27 protein-coding genes are annotated in these 23,539 nt (G+C 70.1%); 12 read left to right on the top strand and 15 right to left on the bottom strand.

The genetic code is table 11. The features are described 5' to 3' along the window. Window position 1: 1 nt before the first annotated feature. Window positions 2–637: a TetR/AcrR family transcriptional regulator gene (locus R2K23_RS17210; RefSeq protein ID WP_316510772.1), complete on the bottom strand. Its 636-nt coding sequence runs from the start codon at window positions 635–637 to the stop codon at window positions 2–4. 49 nt (window positions 638–686) lie between these two features. Here R2K23_RS17210 and R2K23_RS17205 point away from each other — a divergent pair, with 49 nt between their 5' ends. After that, complete coding sequence (locus tag R2K23_RS17205) at window positions 687–2,168, top strand: cytochrome P450 (RefSeq protein WP_316510771.1); 1,482 nt, start codon at window positions 687–689, stop codon at window positions 2,166–2,168. Here R2K23_RS17205 and amaB read toward each other — a convergent pair. Beyond that, on the bottom strand, window positions 2,123–3,661 hold the full coding sequence (gene amaB / locus R2K23_RS17200) for an L-piperidine-6-carboxylate dehydrogenase (protein ID WP_396892235.1): 1,539 nt from the start codon (window positions 3,659–3,661) through the stop codon (window positions 2,123–2,125). The two genes, R2K23_RS17205 and amaB, sit on opposite strands and share 46 nt — an antisense overlap. Next, window positions 3,658–4,902: a 2-oxoadipate dioxygenase/decarboxylase gene (gene hglS / locus R2K23_RS17195; protein ID WP_316510769.1), complete on the bottom strand. Its 1,245-nt coding sequence runs from the start codon at window positions 4,900–4,902 to the stop codon at window positions 3,658–3,660. The genes amaB and hglS overlap by 4 nt, the downstream gene beginning before the upstream one ends. 30 nt (window positions 4,903–4,932) lie before the next feature. Here hglS and R2K23_RS17190 point away from each other — a divergent pair, with 30 nt between their 5' ends. Next, complete coding sequence (locus R2K23_RS17190) at window positions 4,933–5,391, top strand: Lrp/AsnC family transcriptional regulator (RefSeq protein ID WP_316510768.1); 459 nt, start codon at window positions 4,933–4,935, stop codon at window positions 5,389–5,391. A 19-nt stretch (window positions 5,392–5,410) separates the two neighbouring features. Then, entirely contained in the window at window positions 5,411–6,736 is a 1,326-nt protein-coding gene (gene lat, locus R2K23_RS17185) for an L-lysine 6-transaminase (protein WP_316510767.1), read from the top strand. Here the strand turns inward: lat and R2K23_RS17180 are convergent. Further along, entirely contained in the window at window positions 6,733–7,311 is a 579-nt protein-coding gene (locus R2K23_RS17180; protein WP_396892232.1) for a restriction endonuclease, read from the bottom strand. The two genes, lat and R2K23_RS17180, sit on opposite strands and share 4 nt — an antisense overlap. 139 nt (window positions 7,312–7,450) lie before the next feature. On the opposite strand from R2K23_RS17180, the gene R2K23_RS17175 reads away from it, so the two are divergent. The 4 genes from R2K23_RS17175 (at window position 7,451) to R2K23_RS17160 (ending at window position 9,866) form a co-directional block, all read left to right on the top strand. Further along, the gene (locus R2K23_RS17175; protein WP_316510766.1) at window positions 7,451–7,837 is read left to right on the top strand and encodes a hypothetical protein; all 387 of its coding nucleotides are present in this window, start codon (window positions 7,451–7,453) and stop codon (window positions 7,835–7,837) included. A 227-nt stretch (window positions 7,838–8,064) separates the two neighbouring features. Beyond that, complete coding sequence (locus R2K23_RS17170; protein WP_316510765.1) at window positions 8,065–8,517, top strand: ATP-binding protein; 453 nt, start codon at window positions 8,065–8,067, stop codon at window positions 8,515–8,517. Continuing rightward, window positions 8,514–9,311, top strand: coding sequence for an RNA polymerase sigma factor SigF (locus tag R2K23_RS17165; RefSeq protein ID WP_316510764.1), 798 nt, complete (start codon window positions 8,514–8,516; stop codon window positions 9,309–9,311). The genes R2K23_RS17170 and R2K23_RS17165 overlap by 4 nt, the downstream gene beginning before the upstream one ends. Before the next feature lie 6 nt (window positions 9,312–9,317). Next, window positions 9,318–9,866: a nucleotidyltransferase family protein gene (locus tag R2K23_RS17160; protein WP_316510763.1), complete on the top strand. Its 549-nt coding sequence runs from the start codon at window positions 9,318–9,320 to the stop codon at window positions 9,864–9,866. Here the strand turns inward: R2K23_RS17160 and R2K23_RS17155 are convergent. Beyond that, window positions 9,863–10,855, bottom strand: coding sequence for a malate dehydrogenase (locus tag R2K23_RS17155; RefSeq protein WP_316510762.1), 993 nt, complete (start codon window positions 10,853–10,855; stop codon window positions 9,863–9,865). The two genes, R2K23_RS17160 and R2K23_RS17155, sit on opposite strands and share 4 nt — an antisense overlap. Window positions 10,856–10,857: 2 nt before the next feature. After that, window positions 10,858–11,196 (bottom strand): hypothetical protein, encoded by a 339-nt coding sequence (locus R2K23_RS17150; RefSeq protein ID WP_316517360.1) that lies wholly within the window; start codon window positions 11,194–11,196, stop codon window positions 10,858–10,860. Between the two features lie 79 nt (window positions 11,197–11,275). Here R2K23_RS17150 and R2K23_RS17145 point away from each other — a divergent pair, with 79 nt between their 5' ends. Further along, a complete protein-coding gene (locus R2K23_RS17145) occupies window positions 11,276–12,001 on the top strand; it encodes an SDR family oxidoreductase (protein WP_316510761.1) in 726 nt (241 codons plus the stop codon). On the opposite strand, the gene R2K23_RS17140 is transcribed toward R2K23_RS17145, so the two are convergent. From R2K23_RS17140 to R2K23_RS17110, 7 genes are all read right to left on the bottom strand, one after another. Then, complete coding sequence (locus R2K23_RS17140) at window positions 12,002–13,798, bottom strand: acetyl/propionyl/methylcrotonyl-CoA carboxylase subunit alpha (protein ID WP_316510760.1); 1,797 nt, start codon at window positions 13,796–13,798, stop codon at window positions 12,002–12,004. Between the two features lie 186 nt (window positions 13,799–13,984). After that, window positions 13,985–14,311: a hypothetical protein gene (locus R2K23_RS17135; RefSeq protein WP_316510759.1), complete on the bottom strand. Its 327-nt coding sequence runs from the start codon at window positions 14,309–14,311 to the stop codon at window positions 13,985–13,987. Window positions 14,312–14,392: 81 nt separating this feature from the next. Next, window positions 14,393–14,797, bottom strand: a complete 405-nt coding sequence (locus R2K23_RS17130) for a SufE family protein (protein WP_316517358.1) — start codon at window positions 14,795–14,797, stop codon at window positions 14,393–14,395. Window positions 14,798–14,799: 2 nt separating this feature from the next. Next, window positions 14,800–15,693, bottom strand: coding sequence for a sulfurtransferase (locus tag R2K23_RS17125; RefSeq protein ID WP_316510758.1), 894 nt, complete (start codon window positions 15,691–15,693; stop codon window positions 14,800–14,802). A 10-nt stretch (window positions 15,694–15,703) separates the two neighbouring features. Then, window positions 15,704–16,375 carry a Maf family nucleotide pyrophosphatase gene (locus R2K23_RS17120; protein ID WP_316517356.1) on the bottom strand — a complete coding sequence of 224 codons (672 nt, stop codon included), beginning with the start codon at window positions 16,373–16,375 and terminating at the stop codon, window positions 15,704–15,706. A gap of 25 nt (window positions 16,376–16,400) precedes the next feature. Then, a complete protein-coding gene (locus R2K23_RS17115; RefSeq protein WP_396892228.1) occupies window positions 16,401–16,673 on the bottom strand; it encodes an acyl-CoA carboxylase epsilon subunit in 273 nt (90 codons plus the stop codon). A 16-nt stretch (window positions 16,674–16,689) separates the two neighbouring features. Further along, window positions 16,690–18,315 (bottom strand): acyl-CoA carboxylase subunit beta, encoded by a 1,626-nt coding sequence (locus tag R2K23_RS17110; protein WP_316510757.1) that lies wholly within the window; start codon window positions 18,313–18,315, stop codon window positions 16,690–16,692. A gap of 114 nt (window positions 18,316–18,429) precedes the next feature. Between R2K23_RS17110 and R2K23_RS17105 the strand changes: the two genes are divergently transcribed. Further along, entirely contained in the window at window positions 18,430–18,948 is a 519-nt protein-coding gene (locus tag R2K23_RS17105; RefSeq protein ID WP_316510756.1) for a PH domain-containing protein, read from the top strand. Here the strand turns inward: R2K23_RS17105 and R2K23_RS17100 are convergent. After that, window positions 18,903–19,655 carry a GtrA family protein gene (locus tag R2K23_RS17100; RefSeq protein WP_316510755.1) on the bottom strand — a complete coding sequence of 251 codons (753 nt, stop codon included), beginning with the start codon at window positions 19,653–19,655 and terminating at the stop codon, window positions 18,903–18,905. The two genes, R2K23_RS17105 and R2K23_RS17100, sit on opposite strands and share 46 nt — an antisense overlap. Before the next feature lie 67 nt (window positions 19,656–19,722). Here R2K23_RS17100 and R2K23_RS17095 point away from each other — a divergent pair, with 67 nt between their 5' ends. The 3 genes from R2K23_RS17095 to R2K23_RS17085 are packed head-to-tail and all read left to right on the top strand — an operon-like array spanning window position 19,723 to window position 22,722. Beyond that, complete coding sequence (locus R2K23_RS17095; protein ID WP_316517352.1) at window positions 19,723–21,027, top strand: 5-(carboxyamino)imidazole ribonucleotide synthase; 1,305 nt, start codon at window positions 19,723–19,725, stop codon at window positions 21,025–21,027. Beyond that, window positions 21,017–21,523 (top strand): 5-(carboxyamino)imidazole ribonucleotide mutase, encoded by a 507-nt coding sequence (gene purE, locus R2K23_RS17090; protein ID WP_316510754.1) that lies wholly within the window; start codon window positions 21,017–21,019, stop codon window positions 21,521–21,523. The genes R2K23_RS17095 and purE overlap by 11 nt, the downstream gene beginning before the upstream one ends. A 29-nt stretch (window positions 21,524–21,552) precedes the next feature. Beyond that, on the top strand, window positions 21,553–22,722 hold the full coding sequence (locus tag R2K23_RS17085; protein WP_316510753.1) for an acyl-CoA dehydrogenase: 1,170 nt from the start codon (window positions 21,553–21,555) through the stop codon (window positions 22,720–22,722). 3 nt (window positions 22,723–22,725) lie between these two features. On the opposite strand, the gene R2K23_RS17080 is transcribed toward R2K23_RS17085, so the two are convergent. After that, window positions 22,726–23,532 (bottom strand): biotin--[acetyl-CoA-carboxylase] ligase, encoded by an 807-nt coding sequence (locus R2K23_RS17080; protein WP_316510752.1) that lies wholly within the window; start codon window positions 23,530–23,532, stop codon window positions 22,726–22,728. Window positions 23,533–23,539: the final 7 nt, after the last annotated feature.

Below are 23,539 nucleotides of genomic sequence, written 5' to 3'. Positions count from 1 at the left end.
TTCAGAGCTGTTCGCGCAGCGCGGCCGGGATCCCCGGAATGCGAGCCAGCGCATCCAGCAGGTTGTAGGCGGCCGAATCGGCGAGCTGGTCGGCGTCCAGGGTGGGATCGATGATCCGCTGCCGGCAGATCTCGAGGGTGAAGGCCAACCAGCCGTAGACGACGACCTGCAGATCGCGCTCCACCTTGCTGTCCAGGTCGGGGGTCACCTCGAGCACGGCGGCCATGATGCGCTGCATCTGCCGCTCGTTGTCGGCGCTGTCGACGCCGGCCAGGACCGGATCGGTGCGGCCCAACCCGACGTGCGCAGCCCACGAACCGTGCGGATTCTGTTCGTGGTATTCCAGGTAGGCCAGCACTCCGGTCCGTAGCCGTTCGAACAGCGTCTGGCCGGGCCGCGCCGGTGTGCTGGTGGCTTCGAACAGTCGCTCGGCCTCGGTGCGGATGACCTCGGCGAAGAACGCCCGTTTGTCGGGGAAGTAGTGATACATCAGAGCGCGGGATACGCCGGCGCGCGCAGCGATCTCGTCGATGCGGACCTCGTCGTACGGGCGTTGGCCGAAGGCCTCCGCGCCGAGCGCGAGCAGTTCGGTGCGGCGATCGTCGGGTGAGAGGCGTCGGCGAGCCTTTCCGGACATGCCGGGGATACTACTTGACACATGTATAACAACGCCGGAGGCTGGTCGCATGACGGCGGCTTTCGGGACGGACCGGCGTGACGCGGGTGAAGCCCTGCGCGATCCGCGGATTCCGCGCCCGCCCAAACGGGTTCCGCTGCTGGGGGACATCCTGACCTTCCGGGGCGACGAGCCCACCGGCTCGGCCCTCGACTACGCCGCCCAACTCGGCCCGATCTTCGAGTTCACCTTCATGGGCGCGCGCTACGTGGTGGCCGCCGGCGCCGACATCGTCACCGACCTCAACGACGAGAAGCGGTTCTGCAAGCACCTGGGCCCGGAGATGATCGCGCTGCGCATCCTGGGTGGCGACGGCCTGTTCACCGCCCACAACGACGAGCCCCACTGGCGACGCGCCCACGACCTGTTGATGCCCGCCTTCACCCAGGCCGCGATGCGTCGCTACCACCCGACCATGGTCGACGTCGGCGCCGAACTGCTCGACCACTGGGACGCGCACGCCCACGCGGGGACCGCGGCGGAGGTCTCGGGTGACACCACCCGGGTAACCTTGGAGACCATCGGCCGGTGTGCGGCCGGATACTCCTTCGACGCCTTCGCCTCGCAGCGGATGCATCCGTTCGTGGACAACATGATTGCCGCGCTGCGGGGTTCGGATCGGGTGGGGGTGTTGTGGGCGACCTACCTGCCGCGGTTCGTCGCCGCCGGTTACGAGCGCCGGGTCCGCAGGCATGCGGCGAACCTGCACGCCATCGCCGACGACATCATCGCCGCGCGCCGCGCGGAGGGCCTGGGCCACCACGACGACCTGCTGGAGCTCATGCTGACCCCCGACGCAGACGGCGGGCCGCGCCTCGACGAGGCGAACATCCGCTACCAGCTGATCAACTTTTTGATCGCCGGACACGAAACCACGTCCGGCGCACTGTCGTTCGCGTTGTATTTCCTCTCCACTCATCCCGAGGTGTTCGCTCGGGCCCGCGCCGAGGTGGACGAGATCTGGGGCGATGCGCGACGCCCGGACTTCGAGCAGGTCGCCAAGCTGCGTTACGTACGGCGGGTGCTCGACGAGTCGCTGCGACTGCAGCCGACCGTGCCCGGCTATTACCGGCAGGCGCGCGCGGACACCACCCTGGCCGGCAGGTACCCGATCCGCAAGGGGCAGTGGGTGCTGGCGCTGACCGGGACGTTGCACCGCGATCCGCGCTGGACCGGCGGTGGCCTGGCGCCGGTCGACCAGTTCGACCCCGACCGGTTTGCCCCGGAACATCTGCGCGCCCGCCCCGGCACCCTCTACAAGCCGTTCGGCACCGGCGAACGTTCCTGTATCGGACGGCAATTCGCCCTGCACGAGGCCGTGTTGCTCCTCGGCCTGCTGATCCGGCGCTACGACCTGATCGCCGACCCGGACTACCGGCTGACGGTCACCGAGCGGCTCACGGTGCTGCCCAAGGATTTCCGGCTGGGCCTGCGTCGGCGCGGCAGTCAACCGAACTGCACGCCCTGCGCCAGGGGTAGCTCGGAGGAATAGTTGACGGTGTTGGTGGCGCGGCGCATGTAGGCCTTCCAGGAATCCGACCCCGATTCCCGCCCGCCGCCGGTCTGCTTCTCGCCGCCGAACGCCCCGCCGATCTCGGCACCCGAGGTCCCGATGTTGACGTTGGCGATGCCGCAGTCCGAGCCGTCGGGGCCCAGGAACCGCTCGGCCTCGCGGAGGTCGGTGGTGAAGATGGCCGAGGAGAGTCCCTGGGGCACCGCGTTGTTGAGCTCGATCGCTTCCTCGAGGGTGTCGTAGGCCACGACGTACAGCACCGGAGCGAAGGTCTCGTCGTGCACGATCGTGGTCTGCGCGGGCATCCGCGCCAGCGCGGGGGAGACGTAGAAACACTCGGTGGGCGAATCGTGGCGCCGGCCGCCGATCACCTCGCCGCCGTCGGCGGCCGCGGTTTCCAGCGCGCCCACCATCGACCGGTAGGCGGTCTCGTGGATCAGGGGCCCCACCAGGGTGTCGGGGGCGAACGGGTCCCCGACGGGCAGGCTGCGATACGCCGCCGCGATGCGGTCGACCAGGGTGTCGACGACCGATCGGTGGGCGATCAGCCTGCGCAGGGAGGTGCAGCGCTGCCCGGCGGTGCCGGCCGCGGCGAACACGATGGCGCGCACCGCGAGTTCCAGGTCGGCGGCCGGGGTCACCACCGCCGCGTTGTTGCCGCCGAGTTCCAGCAGTGAGCGCCCGAAGCGGCGCGCCACCCGCGGACCCACCTCCCGGCCCATCCGCACCGACCCGGTGGCGCTGAGGAGCGCGACCCGGGGATCGTCGACCAACGCCTCACCGAGTTCGCGGCCGCCCAGGACGAGCCGACCGACCTCTGCCGGGGCGCCCACGTCGGCGGCGGCGCGCTCGAGCAGGGTCTGGCAGGCGATCGCGGTCAACGGGGTCAGCTCCGAGGGCTTCCACACCACGGTGTTCCCGCAGACCAGGGCCACCGCGGCGTTCCACGCCCAGACGGCCACCGGGAAGTTGAAGGCGGTGATGACGCCGGTGACGCCGAGCGGATGCCAGGTCTCCATGAGCCGGTGCCCGGGCCGCTCGGAGGCGATGGTGCGGCCGTAGAGCTGGCGGGACAGCCCGACGGCGAACTGGCAGACGTCGATCATCTCCTGCACCTCGCCGCGCGCCTCGGAACCGATCTTGCCGGCCTCGATGGTCACCAGCCGGGCCAGGGCGTCCTGGTGTTCGGTGAGCAGTTCCCCGAGCCGGCCCACCAGCGCGCCGCGCACCGGCGCCGGGGTGCGGCGCCAGGCGGTGAAGGCCCGCGCCGCCCGGTCGACCGCGGCGTCGACGTCGCTCGGGGTGGACTCGGCCACCCGGAACAGCACCTCCCCGGTGATCGGGGTGCTCGCCGGCAGGCCCGGCGCGGCGGGGTCGCCGAGGGCGGGTTCGGCGCCGAGGGTGGCCAGCGCGGCGCGGGCCCGGTCGCGCAACCACGACGCGTCGGGCAGGGCGATGACGGGAGAGCTCATGGTGGACATGATGCCGCTTTCTCGTAGAGGGCGTAAGGGTCGCGCAGGTCGGTGTCGAGCGCGCCGGCCAGCCACTGCGGCGAGTACCCGGAGTCGTCGTCGGCGGCGGTGCGGCGGGCGTCGCCGTCCAGGTTGGACCGGAAGATCCCGGCCGCCGAGGCGGGCAGGAAGTCCTCGTAGACAACCGGTTTGGTGGGATCGCCGCCGACGTAGTAGGCCAGCTGTTGCGCCGCGAGTTCGCGGTCGGTGCCCGGGAAGTGCAGGTGCCACGCGGCGGCGGGGTCCGGGGCGGCCATCGCCGCGTCGTAGCGCTGCCGACCGGCCGGGGTCAAGGCCACGCCGCGGGCCTCGACCTCGCCGAACCGGACCCGCAGCGTGCCGTCGTGGACGGTCCCGTCGACCCGACGAAAGCGCCGGGGTTCGGCCAGCGCCCGGAACGACGTCTGGCGCAACAGGACCGCCGTCCCGGAGCCGGCCGGCGGCCCCTGGATGGCGTCGATCATCGCGACCCCGGCCGCGGTCATTCTTCGGTACAGCTCGTCGATGTCGAGCACGCGCGGAGTGAGGTGGTTGAGGTGCGTGGTGGCCACCCCGGCGATGTCGGCGGCGACGGCGGAGACGGCGGCGAGTTCCTCGTACCAGGCCTTGTCGATCGGGTCGCGGGACAGCGCGAACGCGGCGACCGCGCGGGCCACGAACTCGTCGGCGGCCGCAGCCGGGCACCCGCCGTCGGCGCCGACGCGGCGGGCCCAGGCGATGAGTTCCGGGTCGAACAGGGCGCGTCGAGCCAGGAAGTTCTGTATCCGGGCGCGCAGCCCGGCGTCGAAGAAGCGCCGGTCGTCGGTGGCGAGTACGGAGGTGAACATCCGAAACGGGTTGCGGGACAGCTCCTCCGGTGTCGTCGGCCGGAACGCGGTGGAGATCACCGGCACCGGCGACGGGGCTTCGCGCAGATCGTAGAACCCCACCGGATGCATACCGAAGGCGGCAAACAGCGTCGCCACCTCGCGGAGTTCACGCGCGGTGCCGACGCGGATCGCGCCGTGGCGCTCGGCGGTGACCCGGTCCGCCGAGCCCAGGCGTCGGGCCTGCGGATGCGTCGCGAGGTGCTCGGCGTTGACCGCGGCGCTCACCGCCACCAACGTCGGGTAGGCGGGCACCTCGGCGCCGTACATCGCCGACAGCGCCGCCGCGAACCGGGCCCGCAATTGCCACGTCGGGATGTTTCGCGACGGGCTCATCGCGCCGCCTCGCTGGGATAGTCTCCGGCAATGGCCGCAGACGACCTCGATGACATCGACCGGGCCTTACTCCGCGAACTCGTGGCCGACGGCCGCGCCACGCTGGCGCACCTGGCCACCACCGCGGGGCTGTCGGTGTCGGCGGTGCAGTCGCGGGTCCGCCGGCTGGAATCGCGCGGGGTCATCGCGGGATACGCGGCCCGGGTATCGCCCGATGCGGTCGGCAAGCAGCTGTCGGCGTTCGTGGCCATCACGCCGCTGGACCCTTCCCAGCCCGACGATGCACCGGCACGGTTGGAGCACCTCCCCGAGATCGAGTCGTGTCACTCGGTTGCCGGCGACGACAGCTACGTGTTGTTGGTCCACGTGGAGTCCGCGCGGGCGCTGGAAGGACTGCTTCAGCGCATCCGCACCGCCGCCAACGTCAAGACGCGAAGCACCATCATCCTACAGACGTTCTACAGTGACAGGCACTTCATACCGGAATAATTGCGGTAGAGTGCGCACTATGGCTGAACTTGTTCGGTCACGGTGTGCGTCTGAATCGCTGTCGCCGATCTCCGTGCCCACCGTCGTGGGCCGCCACCTGCACGCCGACGGGATGGATCTGGTGCTCGATCTGGACCGGTCGAGGGGATCGCAGTTGGTCGACGAACGCACCGGTCGACGTTTCCTGGACATGTTCACCTTCTTCGCCTCCTCCGCGTTGGGCATGAATCACCCCGCCCTGGCCGAGGACGCCGACTTTCGCGCGGAGTTGGCCGCGGCAGCCATCAACAAGCCCTCCAATTCCGACATCTACACCGTGCCGATGGCGCGCTTCGTCGATACGTTCGCGCGGGTGCTCGGGGACCCCGCGTTACCGCACCTGTTCTTCATCGACGGCGGCGCACTGGCCGTCGAAAACGCGCTCAAGGCCGCCTTCGACTGGAAGAGCCGCTTCAACGAGGCCCACGGGATCGATGCGACTCTAGGAACCAAGGTGTTACACCTGCGCGGGGCGTTCCACGGCCGCAGCGGGTACACCATGTCGCTGACCAACACCGATCCGGCGAAGGTGGCGCGGTTCCCCAAGTTCGACTGGCCGCGCATCGACGCGCCTCATGTCCGTCCGGGCGGTGACACGGCGACGCTGGAGGCCGAAGCGTTGCGTCAGGCCCGCGCGGCGTTCGAGGCTCACCGTCACGACGTCGCCTGCTTCATCGCCGAACCGATCCAGGGCGAGGGCGGTGACCGGCACTTCCGGCCGCAGTTCTTCGCCGCCATGCGGCAGTTGTGCGACGAATTCGACGCGCTGCTCATCTTCGACGAGGTGCAGACCGGCTGCGGACTCACCGGGACCGCCTGGGCCTACCAGCAATTGGGGGTGGCGCCCGACCTGGTGGCGTTCGGCAAGAAGACTCAGGTCTGCGGAGTGATGGCCGGCGGCCGCATCGACGAGGTCGCCGACAACGTGTTTCGGGTGAGCTCGCGGATCAACTCCACCTGGGGCGGCAACCTGGTCGATATGGTGCGCAGCCGACGCATCCTGGAAACCATTGAGGCGGAGCGCCTTTTCGCGCACGCGGCTCGCCTGGGCGATCACCTCCTCGGCCGGTTGCGGGAGCTGTCCCGGGACTTCCCCGACACCGTCCTCGACCCGCGCGGGCGCGGCCTGATGTGTGCGTTCAGCCTGCCCTCGCGCGAGCAACGCGACGAGTTGCTTCGCCGCCTTTGGGACCGCGGCGTCGTGATGTTGGGCAGCGGCGTGGACTCGGTGCGGTTCCGGCCGGCGTTGACCGTGGGGCGCCAGGAGCTCGACACCGCCGTCGAGGCGGTGCGCGCCGCGCTCTAATCCGCCCGCGCGCCCGGGACGGTCAGCCGCCGGATGATGGCCCGCAGGTAGCGCAGCTCGGGACCGCCGACCAGGACGCAGCCGTGCAACTCGGCCAACTGCACCGCGGCCGGGGTGAACGTCTGATTGGACACCACCATGGTGGCGACGCAGTCCTGCATCGGGGCGCCGGCCACCACCTCCTGCACCGCCGCCGGCCCCACCGGGCGGGACTGCCGCTTGCATTGGATCGCAATGCGATTGGGACGGGTGCCCACGATGAGGTCGACCCCCCAATCGCCCGAGAGCGGGGTCATGATCACCGGGATGCCGCAGCTGCGTGCCACCCGGGCGACGTAGTCCTCGAACTCCAGGCCGGACATGGCCTCCTCGGGACGCTCTCGCCGCCCCGGCGTGCGCAGACCGGCCAACGCGCCGCGGACGAAACGGGGCAGGGCGTATACGGCCGGCGGAACCGCCACGCCGACCGCCACGCTGTAGGTTGCGTCGAGCCCGGCGAAGTAGGCGGCCGCGCCGGACGCGGCGGCCAACGCGAGGTAGAGCCTCGCCGACCGGAGGATGTTGCGCCGCACCACGCCCCGGATGGTAGGGCCGTCCACCGACAACCCAGGGTTTGGTGGACGTTTACCGGTGTGGCCGGAGGGGAACCCGGCAATCACCTCGGCTCCGGGGGATTCCACGGACACGGCGAGCGGCGAAGGGGATGCGAAACACATGGGCACCACACGGCCACGCAGGCGCGGCGACCGCTTGGGCCAGGAAGACGCCGAGGTCCGTTCGGCCATCCGGTTCGCCGCGATCGCCACACTGGTCGGCGTGGCGTTCCTGGTTGTCGCCGCAGTATGGGTGAGCGGTTGCGACGGCGCCACCACCGACGCCGACTCGGTGGCCTGCGGTGGACCGCAGCGCACCGTGCTGGGTCTCGGCGCGCCCGCCATCATGATGGGCTCTGGCCTGTGGGCGTTCTACCGGACCTATCGCGTCTGGCGGGCCGAGGGGACGTGGTGGGGCTGGCAGGGTGCCGGCTGGTTCCTGATGATGGTCATGCTGATCACTCTGATGGGTGTGCCGGCGATGATCGGACCCATCCTCGGAAATTGATTCCGGCGGTCTAACAGCCTGGCGCAGCAATATTGATGCCTCCACCACATCGACCCCGAGATGGGGGTCGGCGCGTTTGATTCTCGGTGCGGTTGGGGTACTCGCTGCCTCGATGACTTGTACACCACTTCAGGACCGAAATGGCTCGTCGGCGAGGGGTTGCCGGCGTGCGTAACACACCACCGGGCTGCGGTAGTCTCGGTTCGATACCGCCGGGAGGCCACCACATGTCGAATGCCGAAAACGCGGAATCGCGCGTCCAATCCCGCTCCACCCGAGGCGCCAACGCCGTCGAGGTGCGAGTGGCTGCGCAGCTGGAGAGCCTCGCGGTGCTGCGCACCATCATCGGGGCGGTGAGCACGTTCGAGGACCTCGATCTCGACACCGTCGCGGATCTCCGGCTCGCCGTCGACGAAGCCTGTACGCGGTTGATCCGCTCCGCGAGCTCCGACGCCGAGCTTTCGGTGTTGATCGACCCGCGCCCCAACGAGGTCGTGGTCGAGGTCTCCACCGAGACCACCGCGACCGATGACATTCTCCCGTCGGGCAGCTTCAGCTGGCATGTGCTGACCTCGCTGACCGACGATGTGCAGACCTTCGCCGACGGTGTCGAGGTCGAAGGGACAGTGCCGGTGTTCGGCATCGCACTGACCACGAGGCGAGTGAGCCCGGCGAGGTGACTTCCTCGGCTCGCTCTGGTCGCCGCTCGTCCACGCGATCGAGCTCCGAATACGCCGACGTGCCGGACATGTTCCGGGAGTTGGCGAAGCTGGAGCCCGACTCGCCGAAGTTCCGGCGGCAACGCGACAGCATCGTGGAACGGTGCCTGCCGCTGGCCGACCACATTGCGCGGCGGTTCGACGGCCGCGGCGAACCGCGCGACGACCTGGTACAGGTGGCGCGCGTCGGCCTGGTCAACGCCGTGATCCGGTTCGACGTGAACGCCGGCTCGGACTTCGTGTCGTTCGCCGTCCCCACCATCATGGGCGAGGTCCGTCGGCACTTCCGGGACAACAGCTGGTCGGTGAAGGTGCCGCGCCGCCTCAAGGAACTGCATCTGCGGCTGGGCACCGCGACCGCCGAACTGTCCCAGCGGCTCGGCCGGGCACCCACACCCAGCGAGTTGGCGGCCGAACTGGAGATGGACCGCAACGAGGTGGTCGAGGGTCTGGTGGCCGGCAGCTCCTACAACACCCTGTCGATCGACAGCGGCGGCGGGGGCGGGGACGACGACGCTCCCGCGATCGCCGACAGTCTCGGTGACGTGGACACCACGCTGGACCAGATCGAGAATCGCGAGGCGTTGCGGCCGCTGCTGGAATCGCTGCCCGAGCGCGAGCGAGTCGTGGTGGTGCTGCGGTTCTTCGAATCGATGACCCAGACCCAGATCGCCGAACGGGTCGGGGTTTCGCAGATGCATGTCTCACGGCTGCTGGCCCGGGCCCTGGGTCGGCTGCGCGACCAGTTGGAGTAGCCGCCGATGTCGCGAGCGAACGGGGCCGTCGGCATCGTGTTGGCGGCGGGTTCCGGCTCCCGCTACGGCATGCCGAAAGTGCTTGCCGAAAACGGTGACTGGCTGCGGCGCGCGGTGGCCGCGCTGGCCGACGGGGGCTGCGACGAGGTGATCGTGGTGCTGGGCGCGGCCGTGGTCGAGCCGCCCGCGCCCGCCCGGGCCGTGCTCGCCGAGGACTGGTCGGACGGGATGAGCGCCTCGGTGCGCGCCGGGCTGGCCGCCGCCGACGGCGGCTACGCGGTCCTGCACGTGGTGGACACCCCCGACGTCGGAGCCGACGTGGTGGCCCGCCTGCTGACCGCCGCCCGAAAGGCCGAATCCGGCTTGGCCCGAGCCACTTTCGCGGGCCGCCCCGGCCACCCGGTGGTCATCGCGGCCGCGCACTGGCCGGCGGTGACGGCGAGTCTGCGCGGCGATCACGGAGCCCGCGACTTCCTGGCCGCCCGGACCGACGTGGTGGCCGTCGAATGCGCCGACCTCGCCACGGGTGCCGACATCGACACCCGCTCAGGTTAGGACGGCAGCAGTCCGAGCGCGGCGACGGCGTCGCGCTCGGCGCGCAGCTCGGCGACCGAGGCGTCGATCCGTGCCCGCGAGAACGCATTGATGTCGAGGCCGTCGACGATCTCCCACTGCCCGTCGACCGACCGGCACGGGAACGAACACACCAGCCCCTCGTCGACCCCGTAGACCCCCGGTGACGGCAATGCGACCGACGTCCAGTCACCTTCGGGGGTGCCGTGCAGCCAGTCGTCGACGTGGTCGATGGCGCCGTTGGCCGCCGAGGCGGCCGAACTGGTTCCGCGCGCCTCGATGATGGCGGTGCCGCGGCGGGCCACGGTGGGGATGAAAACGTCGCTGAGCCAATGGGTGTCGGCGGCGTAGTCGGCTCCGGAGCGGCCGGCCACGACGGCGTGGAAGATGTCCGGGTATTGGGTGGGGGAGTGGTTGCCCCAGATCGACATCCCGGTGATCTCCGTGACCGGGACCTGTGCGTGCCGCGCCAGCGCGGCAACGGCCCGGTTGTGGTCCAGCCGGGTCAGCGCGGTGAACCGTTCGGCCGGGATGTCCGGGGCGTGCGCGGCCGCCACCATCGCGTTGGTGTTCGCGGGATTGCCCACCACCAGGACCCGGACCTGCGAACCGGCGCCGTCGTTGAGCGCCCGACCCGCGTCGGCGAAGATCTCCGCGTTGGCCGACAACAGATCTGCGCGTTCCATGCCCTTGTGGCGCGGTTTGGCCCCGATCAGCAGCGCGACGTCCACCCCGTCGAACGCCGCGGCCGGATCGTCGTGGACCTCGGTGCCGGCCAACAAGCCGAACGCGCCGTCCTCGAGTTCCATCACCACACCCTCGGCGGCGCGTACCGCGCCCGGCAGTTCCAGCAGGCGCAGCAACACCGGGGTGTCGTGGCCCAGCATGGCCCCGGCGGCGATGCGGAACAGCGCCGCGTACCCGATCTGGCCGGCCGCTCCGGTGACGGTGACGATCTGGGGTGAGACCACGGCTACGCCCTCCGGTCCGCCCCGGCGATCCCGCAGGCGGTGGCGAACCGTCCCACCGCCTCGGCCGCGGCGCGGGCGGCGTCGGCCTGCCCGTCGCGGAAGCGGGTGTCGACGGCGCCGGTGCGCGGGCACAGCGTCACCTCGGCGAGCATCTCGCCGGTGGTGGGCTCGCACACCGCCCAGGCGTAGCGGGTATCGGAGGCCCACTGCCGTTGCACCCGCGCCGCGTAGTCGGGGTCGGTTTCCCCGAGCTGTGCCAGCGAGGGCCGGTCGTCCATCCGCTCGTCGGCCCGCACCGCCCGCAGGTACCAGTTGCCGGCGTTGATCTCCACGGGTTCCATGCCGAACAGCGTCTCACGGCCCGGCCGCAGTCGTAGGCTCGGACTGCGCAGGTGCTGACCGGGGGAGCAGGGGGTAATCATGGTGGTCACCGTGATGGGAGCGAGCGGACTGATCGGCAGTCGGGTGGTCGACAACCTCACCAGCGCCGGCCACCGGGTGGTCGCGGCCGCCCGCGGCACCGGTGCGGATGTCATCACCGGCACGGGTCTGGCCGAAGCGCTGGCGGGCGCCGAGGTCCTGGTGGACGTGACGAATTCGCCGTCGTTCGAGGACCGGGCGGTGCTGGATTTCTTCACCACCGCCACCACCAACCTGGCTGCAGCGGCGCGGCTGGCCGGGACGCGGCACTACGTCGCATTGTCGATCGTCGGGGCGGACGGACTGCCCGACAGCGGCTATCTGCGCGCGAAGGTGGTCCAGGAACGGATCATCGTCGAGTCGGGACTGCCGTACACGATCGTGCGCGCCACCCAGTTCCAGGAGTTCGCCGAGGCGATCGTCGCCGGCATGACCGCCGACGGCGAGGTGCGGGTGCCCGACGCGCTGATCCAGCCGATCGCCGCCGCGGACGTGGCGGCCCTGGTGGCCGGAATCGCGACGGCCCCGGCATGCAACGCCGTGGTCAACATCGGCGGACCGGACAAGATCAGCTTCGCCGAGTTGGCGCGCGTGGTGCTGGACCGACAACGGGTGCGGACACCCGTCGTCGTCGATCCGGCCGCCGAGTACTTCGGGACGCCCCTGGACCGCACCAGTCTGGTCACCGGTACCGATGCGGTGCTGGGCAGCGCGCGATTTTCTTGATCAGTCCTTGAGTTCGCAGACCACGGTGCCCTGGGTGACCGCGGCGCCGGCCTCGACGGACAGGCCCGTGACGGTGCCGTCCTTGTGGGCGGTGACCGGGTTCTCCATCTTCATGGCCTCGAGCACCACCACCAGGTCGCCGGCCGAAACCTGCTGTCCCTCTTCCACGGCCACCTTGACGACGGTGCCCTGCATGGGCGCGGTCACCGAGTCGCCGGAGGCCGCGGCACCGCCGTGGCCTCCGCGCTTGCGGGCCTTCGGCTTCTTGCGGATGGCTCCGCTGGCGCTGGCGCCGCCGTTGCCGATGGCCATGTCGCTGGGCAGCGACACCTCGAGGCGACGACCGCCGACCTCGACGACGACCTTCTGGCGCGGCTGCTCTTCCTCGGCGTCGACCTCGCCACCGCCGGTGAACGGCTCGACGGTGTTCTCCCACTCGGTCTCGATCCAGCGGGTGTGCACCGAGAAACCGTTCTCGTCACCGATGAAGGCCGGGTCGGACACCACGGCACGGTGGAACGGGATCACGGTCGCGAGGCCCTCGATTTCGAACTCGGCCAGCGCGCGGCGCGAACGCTCCAGGGCTTCGGTGCGGTTGGCGCCGGTGACAATCAGCTTGGCCAGCATCGAGTCGAACTGGCCACCGATGACCGAGCCGCTCTCCACGCCGGAGTCCAGGCGCACGCCGGGCCCCGTCGGCGGGGTGAACTTGTTGACCGGGCCGGGGGCGGGCAGGAACCCGCGACCGGCGTCCTCGCCGTTGATGCGGAACTCGAACGAGTGCCCGCGCGGCTCGGGATCCTCGGTGATGTCCAGCTTCTCGCCGTTGGCGATCCGGAATTGCTGACGCACCAGGTCGATGCCCGCGGTCTCCTCGGTGACCGGGTGCTCGACCTGCAGGCGGGTGTTGACCTCCAGGAAGCTGATCAGGCCGTCCTGGCCCACCAGGTACTCGACGGTGCCCGCACCGTAGTAGCCGGCCTCCTTACAGATCCGCTTGGCGGACTCGTGGATCTCCTTGCGCTGCTCCTCGGACAGGAACGGCGCCGGAGCCTCTTCCACCAGCTTCTGGAAGCGCCGCTGCAGCGAGCAGTCGCGGGTCCCGGCGACCACCACGTTGCCGTGCTGATCGGCGATCACCTGGGCCTCCACGTGGCGGGGCTTGTCCAGGTAGCGCTCGACGAAGCACTCGCCGCGACCGAAGGCCGCGACGGCCTCACGGGTGGCGGACTCGAACAGTTCGGGGATCTCCTCGATGGTCCGGGCCACCTTCATGCCGCGGCCGCCACCGCCGAAGGCGGCCTTGATGGCGATCGGCACGCCGAACTCCTTGGCGAAGGCGACGACCTCGTCGGCGTCCTTGACCGGGTCCGACGTGCCCGGGACCAGCGGGGCCTCGGCGCGCGCCGCGATGTGGCGCGCGGTGACCTTGTCGCCGAGGTCGCGGATGGACTGCGGGGAGGGCCCGATCCAGATCAGGCCCGCGTCGATGACGGCCTGGGCGAAATCGGCGTTCTCGGAAAGGAATCCGTAGCCGGGGTGGATCGCGTTGGCGCCGGACTTGGCAGCGGCGTCGAGGATCTTGCCGAAGTCCAGGTAGGACTCCGCCGAGGTCTGGCCGCCCAGCGCGAAGGCCTCGTCCGCCAACCGCACGTGGGGCGCGTCGGCGTCGGGTTCGGCGTAGACCGCCACGCTCTCCAAGCCCGAATCCTTGGCCGCCCGGATCACCCGGACGGCGATCTCGCCACGGTTGGCTACCAGGACCTTGGTGATGGTCGAGCTGGCGTGACTGGGCACCTGTGCCTCCTACTGCTGGGCATGTCTAAGAAACGTCTTTAAGAATGTATCGGGGGAAGTTTATGCGGCGCGACTCGCGTCCGATGACCCGGTGCCGGTTACCGAGGAGTAAGTTCGCCGACGGGCCCGCTGAGGTCGCGCTTTGGGGTGGCAGGTGTGCCTACGGGCAGGCCAGCACCGACGCCGTCACCAGGCGCCCATGCCGGGGCCGTTGTAGCGGCCCCGCTGGAACGGGGCGGCCCGGCCGTCGCGTCCGGGGACCGCCTTCATGGAACCGCGGACCTCGCCCGCCCCGCGCGCCACGCCCGGCCGCGAGCTGCGGACCCCGCCGTGGGTGGAGTTACCCGCCACCGCGTCGGCCTGCCGGCTGCTGACGGTGGGGTTCGGCTCCACCTCGTACACGTCGGCCTGCGCCGCCGGGAGTCCGGGGGTCATCACGGCGAGGGAGGCGGCGAGCAGGAACGCACCGGCGACCGCCAGTGTGCGCGCGGCGTTGCGACCGACGGTGGGCATGCAGGTATCTCCCTGGTTGATCCGGTGTGACGAATGCGGTTAGAGCTGCACCCTAGCAACTGAGGCCCGGCGTCCGGGTGGTTACCGCAGGCGGCGCTTGATCCGCGCCAGCATGGCCGACATGCCGCGCAACCGCAGCGGGCTGATCAATGCCGCCAACCCCAGCGCGGTGTAGAAGTCGTCGGGCACCGCCAGGATGTCCGCCTTGGCCTGACCGTCGAGCCCGGTGGCCAGGATGGAGGCGAACCCCCGCGTCGTCGGCGCCTCGGCGGGCGCGGAGAAGTACAGCCGGACATGCTCGGGATCGCCGGCGTCGACATGCAGGAACAACGGTGACTGGCATTCGGGCACCGGTTCCATGGCCGCCTCTTCCAGATCGGCGGGCAGCGCGGGCAGCTCCTCGGCGAACTCCAGGAGCAGCCGCAGCTTGTCCTGCCCCTCGACTTCGGTGAAGTCGGAGACCACCTCGGCCAGCGGCGCGGGCATGCTCACCCGGGCATCGCTCCGGGCTGCTCGCCGGCCACGATCGGCACCCGCACGGTGTTGCCCCACTCCGTCCACGAACCGTCGTAGTTGCGCACGTTGTCCATTCCCAGCAAATGCGTCAGCACGAACCAGGTGTGGCTGGACCGCTCGCCGATGCGGCAGTAGGCGATGACGGGCTTGTCGTCGTCGCGGGCGAACGCGTAGATCTCGTCGAGTTCGGCCCGGCTGCGGAACCGGCCGTGGTCGTCGGCGGCCTTGGACCACGGCACCGACACCGCGGTGGGGATGTGGCCGCCGCGCAGCGCGCCCTCTTCGGGATAGTCGGGCATGTGGGTGCGCTCGCCGGTGTACTCCTGCGGCGAGCGGACGTCGATCAGCGTCTCGGTGCCCAGGGTGGCCAGCACGTCCTCCTTGAACGCGCGGATGGGCGCGTCGTCGCGCTGCACCACCGGGTAGCCGGTCGAGGTCCGGTTGGGCACCTCCAGCGTCGTGTCGCGGCCGTCGGAGATCCACAGATCACGACCACCGTCGAGGAGGCGGACGTCCTCGTGGCCGAACAGGGTGAACACCCACAGCGCGTAGGCCGCCCACCAGTTGCTCTTGTCGCCGTAGATCACCACGGTGTCGTCGCGGGCGATGCCCTTGCGGTCCATCAGCGCGGCGAACTGCTCGCCGGTGATGTAGTCGCGCACGCTGGGGTCGTTGAGGTCGGTATGCCAGTCGATCTTGACGGCGCCGGGGATGTGCCCGACGTCGTAGAGCAGGACGTCCTCGTCGGACTCGACGATGGCGAGGCCCTTGGCGCCCAGGTGGGCCGACAGCCAGTCGGCGGTCACCAGACGTTCGGGATGGGCGTAAGCCTTCAGGGCGGGGCTGGGATCTGCGGGGAGCGGCACGAACCCGAGCCTACCGGGCAGTACCTCGCCGTTGTAGATCGGTGGAGGGACCGGGCGCCCGCCACAGTTCACCGACGCTCAGCCCGAGCCGCTCGAACAGCCTGCGGGTCAGCGGCAAACTCAATCCGATCACGTTGGACGGATCTCCCTCGATGGACTTGACGAACCAGCCGCCATGACCGTCCAGGGTGAAGCCGCCCGCCACCCGCAGCGGTTCGCCGCCGGCGATGTAGGCGGCCAGGTCGGCGTCGGCGGGGGAGTCGAAATGCACTGTCGTGCCGCCTGTTTCGCTGACCGTGTCGACGGTGCGGCCGGCGCGCACCCGGACCAGGCAGTGCCCGGTCAGCAGCTCACCGGCGCGGCCGGCCATCGCCTGCCACTGCGCGTGCGCGGCGGCGGCGTCGCCGGGTTTGCCGCACAGCGCGCCGTCGAGCAGCAGCATCGAATCACAGCCGACGACAACACAATCGGCGGCGACGTCGGCGGGCAACGTGGCGGCGACCGCGGCGGCCTTGGCCTCCGCGAGCACCCGGACCCGGTCGGCCGCCGGTGCGTCGGCGTGGGCCGCCAACAGCGCGTCCTCGTCGACATGCGACACGATGACCAGCGGCTCGATGCCCGCGCCGCGCAGCACCGAGAGCCGGCCCGAGGACGCCGAACCCAGGACGACCCGGGTCATCAGTGCTGTGCTTCGCGCCAGCGGCTCATCAACGCCGCATGTGGGTGCGCTCCAGCAGGGTGACCCGTTGCCAGCTGGTGATCGCGTAGCGCAGCTTGTCGACCGGGTGGCCCCACGGGTTGAGTTCCTGCGGGCCGGGCGCATGCTGACCCCCGCCGGCGGCGGCCAGCACGGTGGCCAGCGCGGCGACCTCTTCGACGGTCGGGTTGCCCTTGAGGACCTGGATCTCCGGCACCGGCGGGGCCGGGTCGTCGATGGTCATGTCCCGCGGGTCGCTGACCTCGGTGATGTCGGTGTCCATTCGGGTTTCCTCCGGATCAGAGCGGGATGTTGCCGTGCTTCTTCGGCGGGGTCTGCACGATCTTGCGCTCCAGCAGCCGCAGCGCGGTCGAGATGTAGCCGCGGGTGTGCGACGGCGGGATGACCGCGTCGAGGTAGCCGCGCTCGGCCGCCACGTACGGGTTCACCAGCGTGTCCTCGTAGGACTGCTGCAACTCGAGGCGCAGCGCGTCGACGTCACGGCCGTCCTTGGCGGCCTCCTTGAGCTCCGAGCGGTAGACGAAGCCCACCGCGCCGGAGGCGCCCATCACGGCGATCTGGGCGGTCGGCCACGCGACGTTGACGTCGCAACCCATGTCCTTGGAGCCCATCACGCAGTACGCGCCGCCGTAGGCCTTGCGGGTGATGACGGTGATCTTGGCCACGGTGGCCTCGCCGTAGGCGTACAGCAGCTTGGCGCCGCGCCGGATGATGCCGTTGTACTCCTGGTCGGTGCCGGGCAGGAAGCCGGGAACGTCGACGAGCATGACGATCGGGATGTTGAAGCAGTCGCAGGTCCGCACGAACCGGGCGGCCTTCTCCGAGGCGTTGATGTCGAGGCAACCCGCGAACTGGGTGGGCTGGTTGGCGACGATGCCCACCGGCCGGCCGTCGATGCGGCCGAACCCGACCACGATGTTCTGCGCGTAGTTCGCCTGGATCTCCAGGAAATCCTCGTCGTCGAGGATCCGGGTGATGACCTCGTGCATGTCGTACGGCTGGTTCGGCGAATCCGGGATCAGCGTGTCCAGCTCGAGGTCGGTGTCGGTGAGGTTGTCCTCGATGGCGCCCGGGTGCGGCGGCGCGGGGTAGCGCGGCGGCTCGGCGTAGTTGTTGGGCGGCAGGTAGCTCAGCAGGTCACGCACGTACTCCAGCGCATCCTGCTCGCCCGAGGCGACGTAGTGCACGGTGCCGGACTTCGACATGTGCGTCTGGGCGCCGCCGAGGGCCTCCATGGTGACGTCCTCGCCGGTGACGGTCTTGATGACGTCGGGGCCGGTGATGAACATCTGGCTGGTCTGGTCGACCATGATGACGAAGTCGGTCAGGGCGGGGGAGTACACGTGACCGCCGGCCGCGGCGCCCATGATCAGCGAGATCTGCGGGATGACGCCGGAGGCCTTGATGTTGTTGTGGAAGATCCGGCTGTAGAGCCCCAGCGAGACCACACCCTCCTGGATGCGGGCGCCGGCGCCGTCGTTGATGCCGATCAGCGGGCGGCCGGTCTTGATGGCCAGTTCCTGGACCTTGACGATCTTCTCGCCGTAGACCTCGCCGAGGCTGCCGCCGAACACCGTGGCGTCCTGGCTGAACACGCACACGTCCCGGCCGTCGATGGTGCCGTAGCCGGTGACCACGCCGTCGCCGGTGGGACGGTTCTTCTCCAGGCCGAAGTTCTTGCTGCGGTGCTTGGCCAGCGCGTCGAGCTCGACGAACGAGCCCTCGTCCAGCAGCGCCAGCACCCGCTCGCGAGCGGTCAGCTTGCCCTTGGCGTGCACCTTCTCCACGGCGGCTTCGCCGACCGGGTGCAGGGCCTCCTGGGCGCGCTTGCGCAGCTCGGCCAGCTTGCCGGCGGTGGTGTGGATGTCGGCGGTCTCGTTCTCGGGCTCGGTAACGCTCGTCATGGCGTAGATGCTATCGGCGAGCCGTCGCGCCCTGACGCTCGGCCCTTACTAGTCCCTTAATAAGCCGCGAAATTCGCGCCTGCGGGCCCGCCCGGCCCCAGTAAACTCCCCTCGGTGGGATACCCCGACAATGTTTTGGCCAGCGACGAGCAGGTGGTGCTGCACCGGCATCCGCACTGGAAGCGGCTGGTGGGCCCGGTGCTGATCCTGTTGGTCGTCACCGCGCTGGCGTCCTTCGGCGCGGCCTACGTCAACTCGTTGAATTGGGACGGCAACGCCGCCGCGGTGGTCTCGCTGGTGATCCTGGCGATCTGGCTGGTGATCGTCGGCTGGCTCTCGGTGTGGCCGTTCCTGACGTGGTGGACCACGCACTTCGTGATCACCGATCGCCGGGTGATGTTCCGGCACGGGCTGCTGACCCGCGCGGGCATCGACATCCCGCTGGCGCGTATCAACAGCGTGGAATTCCGGCACGGCATCGTCGACCGGATGCTGCGCACCGGCACCCTGATCATCGAGTCAGCGAGCCAGGATCCCTTGGAGTTCTACGACATCCCGCGCGTCGAGAAGGTGCACGCGCTGCTGTATCACGAGGTCTTCGACACCGTGGGGTCCGACGAGTTCCCCAGCTGACGCGCCGCCCGGCGCCGCGACCGGCGCAGCGGCGTCACCACATTGCCCGGTTCGACGAGCGGTGTAGTTCCGCGAGGAAGAGGCCGGGCAACACCCGCGTTGCCCGCACTGTTGCTGGGGTCCGGTGCGCCCATGGGGTGGCGTAGCTCGTAATGATCCTCGAGCGCCTCGGCCAGGCCGGCGCCGGTGAAGGTGGACTCCAGCGCCTTGTCCGGATTGCGGGCGAATTCGTCGGGAAAGACGAACCGCCGAAATGCCCAGAACCGGAACATCATCTGCAGCAGATTGCCGATGATGTAGGCCGAGATGAAGTCGGCGATGTTCTCGGTGGTCAGCGACACCATGGGGACGCGCAGCATCAACACGTAGCTGGAGACCCACAGCGGAGCCATGGACAGCAGCACGCCGACCCCGCTGACGCCGAAGAACAGCAGGGCCTCGTGGTGTCGCTCGCGGCCGCCGCGGTCCCGGAAACTCCACTCCCGGTTGAGGATGTAGGACGCGATGACCGCGACGATGCCCGCGATGATCTTGGCCGTCACGGGCTTGGGTTCGAGAATGGTGAGCTTCAGCGTGTAGAAGATTGCCGAATCGATGACGAAAGTGGTTGCCCCGACGATCGCGAATTTGATCAGCTCATGGTGCCGCTCGGCGAACGGTCGGACCGGGCGCGGCAGGCGCGCGATCGTGGCATCGGCAAAGGACACGAATAGCCAGTGTACGGAACGTCGGATGGCGACGCTTGATCATGCACCGGAAACCGGCCATGACACCATGGATAACGTGCCCATTCCGTCTCATACGCGCTCCGCACAGAGCATGCCCGTGGTGGCCATGGTCGGCGGCGGTCAGCTCGCCCGGATGACCCACCAGGCCGCCATCGCCCTCGGCCAGACGCTGCGGGTGCTGGCGGTCGACCCGGCCGACCCGGCCGCGCAGGTCAGCCCGGACGTGGTGGTGGGCTCACACACCGACCTCGACGCGCTGCGCCAGGTCGCCAAGGGCGCGACGGTGTTGACGTTCGACCACGAGCATGTCCCCACCGAACATCTCGCGAAGCTGGTGGCCGACGGGGTGACCGTGGCCCCGCCGCCAGAGGCGCTGGTGCACGCGCAGGACAAGCTGGTGATGCGCACCAAACTCGCGGCGCTGGGCGCCCCCGTCCCGCGGTTCGCCGAGGTCACCTCCGCCGACGTGGCGCAGCAGTTTGCCGTCGACGCCGGCGGCGCCGCGGTGATCAAGACGATCCGGGGCGGCTACGACGGGCGCGGGGTGGTCCTGCTGGACAGCCCCGAGCAGGCTCGCGAAGTGGCCGCGGACTACCTCGCCGACGGCGTGCCGATCATGATCGAGGAGCGCGTGGCCATGCGCCGGGAGTTGTCGGCCCTGGTGGCGCGTTCGGCCTTCGGGCAGGGTGCGGCCTGGCCGGTGGTGCAGACCGTGCAGCGCGACGGCATCTGCGTGGAGGTCCTGGCGCCGGCTCCGGAGCTGGCCGAGGACACCGCGGCCACCGCCCAGCAGCTCGGGCTGCGACTGGCCGCCGAACTCGGCGTCGTCGGCGTGCTCGCGGTCGAGTTGTTCGAGACCGTCGACGGCGCGATCCTGGTCAACGAGCTCGCCATGCGGCCGCACAACTCCGGGCACTGGACCATGGACGGGTCGGTGACCAGTCAGTTCGAGCAGCACCTGCGGGCGGTGCTGGACTACCCGCTGGGCGCCACCGCGGCCCGCGTCCCGCTGGTGGTGATGGCCAACGTGCTGGGCGCCCCGCAGACCCCGCAGATGAGCGTCGACGAGCGGGTGCACCACCTGTTCGCCCGGATGCCGGACGCCAAGGTGCACCTGTACGGCAAGGGGGAGCGGCCCGGCCGCAAGCTGGGCCACGTGAACCTGCTGGCCCGACCCGGTGACACCCCCGACGCCGTGCGGGAGCGCGCGCACCGGGCCGCACACTGGCTGTCCCACGCGCAATGGACCGATGGCTACGACGAACATTCGGGGACGAACATTTCAGGGGCGAACATTTCAGGGACGAACATTTCAGGGACGAACATGGAGACGGGCACTGATGGCGACTGATCCCCGCGTGGGGCTGATCATGGGCAGCGACAGCGACTGGTCGGTGATGGTTGACGCGGCCGAGGCGCTCGCGGAATTCGGGGTGCCCTTCGAGGTGGGTGTCGTCTCCGCGCATCGCACCCCCGGGCGGATGCTCGACTACGCGAAGTCGGCCGCCGATCGCGGCCTCGAGGTGATCATCGCCGGGGCCGGCGGTGCGGCGCATCTGCCCGGCATGGTCGCCGCGGCGACGCCGCTGCCGGTGATCGGCGTGCCGGTGCCGCTGGCGCGCCTCGACGGGCTGGATTCGCTGCTGTCGATCGTGCAGATGCCCGCCGGGGTGCCGGTGGCCACGGTGTCGATCGGCGGCGCGCGCAACGCCGGCCTGCTGGCGGTGCGCATTCTCGGTGCCGCCGACCGTGCGCTGCGCGACCGGATGGTGCGGTTCCAGGCCGACCTGGAGGCGATGGTGCTGGACAAGGATGCGGCGCTTCGCCAGAAGCTGCTGGGCGAGTAAGGTTACCCGCGAGTAGCAAGGAGGTCATGATGGCTGACTGGAGTGGCAATCCGTCGTTCGATTTGTTCGAGCTGCCCGAGGAGCACCGGGAGCTGCGGGCGGCGATCCGAGCGTTGTGCGAGAAGGAGATCGCGCCGCACGCGGCCGATGTCGACGAGAACGCGCGCTTCCCGCAGGAGGCGCTCGACGCGCTGAACGCCTCGGGCTTCAGCGCCATCCACGTCCCCGACGAATACGGCGGCCAGGGGGCGGACTCGGTGGCGGCCTGCATCGTCATCGAGGAGGTCGCCCGGGTCGACGCCTCGGCGTCGCTGATCCCGGCGGTCAACAAGCTGGGCACCATGGGCCTGATCCTGCGCGGCTCCGACGAGCTCAAGAAGCAGGTGCTGCCGTCGATCGCCGACGGCTCGGCGATGGCCTCCTACGCGCTGTCCGAGCGCGAGGCCGGTAGCGACGCCGCCGGCATGCGCACCCGGGCCAAGGCCGACGGCGACGACTGGATCCTCAACGGCGCCAAATGCTGGATCACCAACGGCGGCAAGTCCACCTGGTACACCGTGATGGCGGTGACCGATCCGGACAAGGGCGCCAACGGCATCTCGGCGTTCATGGTGCACGCCGACGACGAGGGCTTCACCGTCGGCCCGAAGGAACGCAAGCTCGGCATCAAGGGTTCACCGACCACCGAGCTGTACTTCGAGAACTGTCGGATCCCCGGGGACCGGATCATCGGCGAGCCCGGCACCGGGTTCAAGACCGCGCTGGCCACCCTGGACCACACCCGCCCGACCATCGGCGCCCAGGCCGTCGGCATCGCCCAGGGCGCGCTGGACGCGGCGATCGAATACACCAAGGACCGCAAGCAATTCGGCACCGCCATCAGTGACTTCCAGGGCGTGCAGTTCATGCTCGCCGACATGGCGATGAAGGTCGAGGCCGCCCGGCTGATGGTCTACACCGCCGCGGCGCGCGCCGAACGCGGCGAGCACAACCTCGGCTTCATCTCCGCGGCCAGCAAGTGCCTGGCCTCCGACGTGGCCATGGAGGTCACCACCGACGCTGTGCAGTTGTTCGGCGGCGCCGGCTACACCACCGACTTCCCCGTCGAGCGGATGATGCGCGACGCCAAGATCACCCAGATCTACGAGGGCACCAACCAGATCCAACGCGTCGTCATGAGCCGCGCACTGCTGCGCTGACGCTCAACGCAGGTGGGTGATGTCGCCGGCGGACACCAGCGCCCCGGCGCCCCCGTCGTCGATACCGAGGCGGCCCAGCCGATCGACATGTGTTGCCGTGCCGGTGATCTCGGCATCTCCCGGTAGCAGCGCCCGCACCCGAGTGCCCAGCGTCCGGCTGTGGCGGCGATAGTCGTCGAGCAACGCCGCGTCCGGGCCGCCGGCGGCCCGCCAGGCGGTGATCCGGGCGGCGAGCCGAGCCAGCCAGGCCGCGGCGAGGTCGCTGCGGTCGACGTCGCCGTGCCCGAGGAGCAGCAGCGAGGTCGCCCGGGAGTCCGGGGCCTCCTGCTCGGTCAGTGTGACGTTGAGGCCCAGGCCGACCACGATGGTCGGTCCGGGGCTGGCCACCTCGGCCAGGATCCCGGCCAGTTTGCCGTCGCCGGCCAACACGTCGTTGGGCCACTTCAGACCCGCCTGCAGCCCGCAGGTCTCGTGCAGGGCCTCGACCACGGCCACCCCGGTCAGCAGGGGCAACCAACCCCAGGCGTCGGTGGGCAGCCCGGCCGCGCTGACGCCGACCGAACAGGACAGCTGGGACCGCGGCGGCGCCGACCAGCTGCGCCCGTGACGGCCGCGGCCCGCGGTCTGGTGCTCAGCCAGCAGCACGGCCCCGGCGATGTCCTCGCCGGCCCCGGCCCGAGCCAACAGGTCGGCGTTGGTGGAGCCCGTCTCCGGCACCACGTCGAGGCGGCGCCACGGTGCACCGGCGCCGATCACGCGGTCGCGCAGCCGCTGCACATCCAGTTCGGGTCGCGGGGCCTCGGTTGCCATGGCGGCC

It is taken from the genome of Mycolicibacterium sp. MU0050, from assembly GCF_963378085.1.
GTDB classification, from domain to species: domain Bacteria; phylum Actinomycetota; class Actinomycetes; order Mycobacteriales; family Mycobacteriaceae; genus Mycobacterium; species Mycobacterium wendilense.
The sequence above is the reverse complement of the archived record's forward strand: the minus strand, read 5'-3'. Positions and strand labels throughout refer to the sequence as shown.